Raw genomic sequence first — 4782 nt, forward strand, 5'->3', positions numbered from 1 at the left:
CGGGGGGGGACCGGGGGGACGCCCCGGACCCCCCCCCCGCGCCGGGGGCCCCGGGCGCGGGCCCCGGCCCCGGCGGCGGCGGCGCCCGTGATGCCTCCTGCCGCCGGCGCCACACTGCACGCCGGCACCGGGCTCGTCCCGGCCTCTCCCCCGCCGGCATTTCCCGCCGGCCGCCGGTGACCTGACTGCGGCACGGGCGCTGAGCTTGGCCACGGGGTTCACCGTGGCAGCGGATCGGCCCACTGCTCGCGCGCTTACCTGAAGGCCGGTCCCGGCGGTGGCACGGTCGGCCTTAGGCCTGAACTGGATCGCCGCGGTCCCGACCGGGGTGCGGGACCGCAGCCGGGAGCAGCCAGGACACATGCCTCTCAAGCACCCAGCACGCGTGTCACCAACGTCCCGGGACAGCACACCTAGGGAATCTGTCCGGCCTCGTCGACGATGCCGCTGTCGAGGACGGCGACGGAGGTGACGACGGTGCCGGCCTTGCCCCAGGCGTTGTCCTCCACGAGGACCGTGCGCTCACCCAGCAGTCGGGCTGTGCTCCTGTCGAAGATCCACTCAGTGCGTTCGCCCTCGTGTGTTCGGACGACGGCGACCCCGTTCCGGCCTGCCGCGTCGACGGCGTCGGGGACGACGTCGACCCCGGGAATGAGGGCAGCGGCCCGGTAGAGGGCCGCAGCGGTCTCGGGGGGAGTCACCCCGTTGCGCAGAAGATCGCCGATCGTGACGAAGGCTTCCTGATCCGGCCCCGTCGTGGAGTCGGAACCGGTTCCGTGATTCTCCTGGGCGTCGTCGCGGATCCGCTGCAGCAGGGCGTCGGGATCGGTCGGCAGGGCGGCCAGGAAGTTGTAGGTCGGTGAGTTCAGGTCGCCTCGGCCCGGAGTGCCCGGCAGCAGGGTGTCGTTGCCGCTCTTGCGCCGCAGAGTCCGCTCGCTGCCGTCCACCGATGTCCACTGCTCCATCCCCTCGTCCTCGCGCAGGAGTTCCATGGAGCCGGCCTTGGTCTCGGACAGCACCGACGTATGACCGACCGTCTTGACATACGAGTACTGCCCGGCGCGCACCTTCGTCTGCGGCGTCACAGCGGCGGCCAGGGCCGCTCTCTCCAGCAGTTCGACCGACGCGGCCGAGGCCGGAGGCACGTTACGCGGAGCGCCAGGGGAACCGGAGCCCAGGCCAAGGACGGCGACGGTCGCTCCAGCAGCCACTGCCGTACCCAGCACCAGTCCCCAGCGCCCTCTCGGCCACAGCGCCAGGCGGGGAGAGCGGGAGCGCGCCTGCCGGTCGACCTCGCTCAAGAAGTGCTCACGGCGGACTCCCATCCGTCCGGGTGCCGGGTCCGGACAGGCAACCGGAGGCAGCACCCGGCCCGCCTGTTCACGCTCGGACCGTTCCCGCTGTTCCGGATTCATCGTGTGCTCCTCCTGGGGAAGGCGCGGGCTGCGGCCACCCCGCTCGGCGATATGTGTCCGCTGCCGGTCCGCGGTTCCGCGCCATGCGGATCTGCGGCAAGCTCCTCCTCGACGAGCCCGCGCAGTTTCTCTCTCGCCCGTGAGAGCCGGGAACGTACCGTGCCCACAGGAATCCCCAACGCCTCAGCGGCCGCCGTGTACCCCAGATCGGACCAGACGACCAGAGTGAAAACCTCGCGCTCGGTCCGCTTCAGGCGGTGCAGCGCTCGGGCCGCGGCGGCCAGCCGCTGAGCGTCGGCCATCTGCCCGGCCACCTCGTCCGAAAAGTCGGGCAACGCTTCCGGCGGCGGTAGACGGGACATCGCCTCCCGGTGCCGGCGAGCCGCTCTGGCGGTGTTGCGCATCACGTTGGTCGCGATACCCAAGAGCCACGCCCGGATGTTTCTGACTTCCTCGCGCAGCTTGCCGCGCAGCCGCCATGCCTCCAGAAAGGTGAGGGACATGACGTCCTCGGCAAGGGCCCAGTCACCCGTCGTCCGGATCGCGTGGGCGTAGACGACGCGCGCATGCTCGTCGAAGATCTCGGCGAACGCCACCCGATCGCCGGACCGGACCCGTTCATGCAAAAGGAAGTTCACAGCAACAAGTGTCCGCACAGACACACCGGTTCCACTTCCTCCCCGCCGCAGACGGAGCGCCCTGCACCACGGCGCCCACCGACGCGATCCCTGCCGCCCATCCGGGCGTCGTCTGGGAGCAGTTGCAAGCGGTGGAGAAAGACCGGCGCGCAGGCGGCATCGCCGGCTCGCGGCACTGAAGGTTTCACCCAGCCGAGTTGCCAACTGCCCGACGAAGGAAGCCTGTCTGCGGCATCCTCGTCTCGTGCACACGCGGTCACGCTGTGCACCGGCGTGTGAGGGAAGGGGAACGACCGTGGCCTGGCAGACGGAGGAGTTCGGGGCGTCCCACGAGGGCATCGTGGGGGCGGTCCTGGCCGACGGCAGCGAGCCCAAGCCGGTCTACCTGGACACCGGCAGCGGCGGTGAGGGCCATCAGACCAGCGAGTGGTGGGCATACACCGGCCGGTGGGGACGCCCGAAAGCGGCCGGCCACCGGGCGGCGTGCGCGTGCGGCTGGCGCGGCCAGACCTACCCGATCGACTGGGACCAGCTCGAGCCCGGTGACGGCCGGCTCGACGACCTGGACGTCGCCGACGCGTACGACGACTGGGCCGACCACATCGACACCGTCAGCCGGCAGACCGTGCCGCTCCCCGACGACCTCACCGAAACCCTCACCCGGCTCCGCAAGCAGCTCGCCCGGCTCACCGACCAGGCGCCCGTGGCCGCGTTACGGGCCGTCGGCGAACTCGAGCGCCTTGCCCGCGCCGTCGGGCACGAGGCCGCCTGCGCCACCGAAGCCGACGAACTCTCCCCGAAGCCATCGGCAAGAGCCTCGGCATCAGCGCGGACGCTGTCCGCTCGCTGCTGCTCCGCCACCAGCTGCACCGCTAGAACCACGCACGGCACGTCGTTCACCGAGCCCTCACGGCGCGTCCTGCTGCGTTTCCCGGAGCGGGTGCGGCAGCGGGCTCTCGCGTGCACCCGATGATGGTGCGCCGGGGAGGAACGGCGCACGGCCGAGGCAGAGCGGTGCCGCGCGCACGGTGGTCCACTGGAGTCTCAGGGGCTGATCGAGCAGGGGCTGGGCGGACGGTCCGCGTCCACGTCGGCGGCTGCTGAAGTGGCGGCAAACGCAGTCGCGGCATCGCACGCGACCAGGCCCTCTGCGCCCTTGCGGAGGGCGTCGGTCCCTGCCCGCGGTGTCGGCCGGTCACCGAACCGGGGCGAGTAAGCGTCAGGATCTGTGGATGTGCGTGGTCAGCCGATCGTGAGCTGCCATCTGATCTCTCCGTCGTGCCACTGGTCGGTGGGAGTGAGGCCGGCTGCAGCGGCAACGGCGGTGGATGCCTTGTGGTCCGGGTGGATGTGGGCGACGACCGTGTGCACCGGGTGTTTCCCGAGCCAGGCGACGAGTCCTTGGGCTGCCTCGGTGGCGATGCCGCGCCGCTGCCAGGCAGTTCCGACCACCCAGGCGACCTCCGCAGTGGCTCCGCGGTCGTCAGCGGTGATCGTCGCCTGGACGTAGCCGGTCAGACAGGCGGCGTCGCGGAGCTGGATAGTCCAGTTGCACCAGGATTCGCCGGGGCGGGGCGAACCGGCCACCCAGCGTTCGTAGCGGGCACGCACGGCCGGGGCGGTGTCCGGGGCACCGCCAGTGAAGGTGTGCAGGCCGGGGTCGGACAGCACCACGGCCATCTCGTCGGCGTGCTCGACCTGCAGGGGAAGTAAGGCCAGGCGGTCGGTGTGGATGGTTTCGGGCTTGAGGGTGATCATGCTGCCTCCTGGTCGGGACGTTCGACGAGTATGCCGCGCTCGACGTGGGCACCGGCCCTGACCAGGGCGACGAGGCGGGGCGCGTGCACCGCGCGCCACCGGTTCCGGGCGGACTCGACGATGAGGAAGCGTCCGAAGCGAGGGTGCGGGCCTTCGAAAGCTCTGAGCTGCGCGAAGAGACACTCAGCCGGCCAGTCGCCTGGAAAACGGATCACGTGTCGCCGAATGTCGGGTCCGATGTGCTGCCTCATGACGGCGTCCAGGCGGCGAAGGCGTCGACAAGGCCGGTGCGGAACCACTCGCCGGGGACCGAGCCCGGGTTCTTGCCGGCGTCGTAGAAGGCGACGTCGGTGAAGGTGACGTCGGTGAAGGTGACCAGGGCGAAGGCATCGAGGTTCTCGCAGAAGATCGGCCTGCCGCGGCCGAACCCGATGAGAAGCCAGAAGATGCCCGGTGAAGCGGTGTTCTGGAGCAGAGAACGGACCTCTGCTCTGTCCCAGGCTCATCACCGACCGGGGGTCACGACGAAGGCAGGGTCTGCAGCTCCGGATCCCTGATAGTGACCGACGGCGCATCGCATCGCATCGACGGCACTGCCCCACCCCCGGTCAGCCTGGGTATGCAGCTGTCCGATACGGCCGCGGCAGTTGTCCAGCCGGATCTCCTCCAGGAACGGCTCGTGTCCGCTGGAGAGGCCGGCGGGCACTGCGCCGTCGTCATCAAGGCCGGCCGACAGGGCCAAGTCCCCTTCGGCGAAGGCCGGCATCGTGAGCGACTGACTCGTAGGGCTCTTCCCTGTGCCAGTCGTGATCCAAGATGAGGCAGTTCGCAGCTCGTCGCCCCGAGGTCCCTCGGTGTGCGAGAGCCCGGCCGACCTGACGAAGCCGGAGCGGCGGGCCCGGGGGGGCCCCCCCGCCCGGCCGGGGGGGGGGGGGGCCCCCCCCCGCGGCGGGGGGGCGGGCCGAAAAAAG

At 70.9% G+C, this 4782-nt stretch carries 6 protein-coding genes; 2 read left to right on the top strand and 4 right to left on the bottom strand.

From position 1 onward, the window contains the following. Positions 1–413: 413 nt before the first annotated feature. Both ABZ340_RS36310 and ABZ340_RS36315 read right to left on the bottom strand, forming a co-directional pair. Positions 414–1415: a CU044_5270 family protein gene (locus ABZ340_RS36310; protein ID WP_358786164.1), complete on the bottom strand. Its 1002-nt coding sequence runs from the start codon at positions 1413–1415 to the stop codon at positions 414–416. Next, positions 1412–2053 (bottom strand): RNA polymerase sigma factor, encoded by a 642-nt coding sequence (locus ABZ340_RS36315; RefSeq protein WP_358786165.1) that lies wholly within the window; start codon positions 2051–2053, stop codon positions 1412–1414. The genes ABZ340_RS36310 and ABZ340_RS36315 overlap by 4 nt, the downstream gene beginning before the upstream one ends. Before the next feature lie 8 nt (positions 2054–2061). On the opposite strand from ABZ340_RS36315, the gene ABZ340_RS36320 reads away from it, so the two are divergent. Further along, the gene (locus ABZ340_RS36320; RefSeq protein ID WP_358786166.1) at positions 2062–2232 is read left to right on the top strand and encodes a hypothetical protein; all 171 of its coding nucleotides are present in this window, start codon (positions 2062–2064) and stop codon (positions 2230–2232) included. A 116-nt stretch (positions 2233–2348) separates the two neighbouring features. Beyond that, complete coding sequence (locus ABZ340_RS36325) at positions 2349–3026, top strand: hypothetical protein (protein ID WP_358786167.1); 678 nt, start codon at positions 2349–2351, stop codon at positions 3024–3026. Between the two features lie 269 nt (positions 3027–3295). Here the strand turns inward: ABZ340_RS36325 and ABZ340_RS36330 are convergent, their stop codons facing one another. Together ABZ340_RS36330 and ABZ340_RS36335 are read right to left on the bottom strand one after the other, a co-directional pair. Continuing rightward, positions 3296–3811: a GNAT family N-acetyltransferase gene (locus ABZ340_RS36330; protein WP_358786168.1), complete on the bottom strand. Its 516-nt coding sequence runs from the start codon at positions 3809–3811 to the stop codon at positions 3296–3298. Then, positions 3808–4026 (bottom strand): hypothetical protein, encoded by a 219-nt coding sequence (locus tag ABZ340_RS36335; protein WP_358786169.1) that lies wholly within the window; start codon positions 4024–4026, stop codon positions 3808–3810. Before ABZ340_RS36335 ends, ABZ340_RS36330 begins: the two co-directional genes overlap by 4 nt. Between the last annotated feature and the right edge of the window lie 756 nt (positions 4027–4782).

Origin of the sequence: Streptomyces sp. NPDC006134, from assembly GCF_040628835.1 — a bacterium.
Lineage (GTDB): Bacteria > Actinomycetota > Actinomycetes > Streptomycetales > Streptomycetaceae > Streptomyces.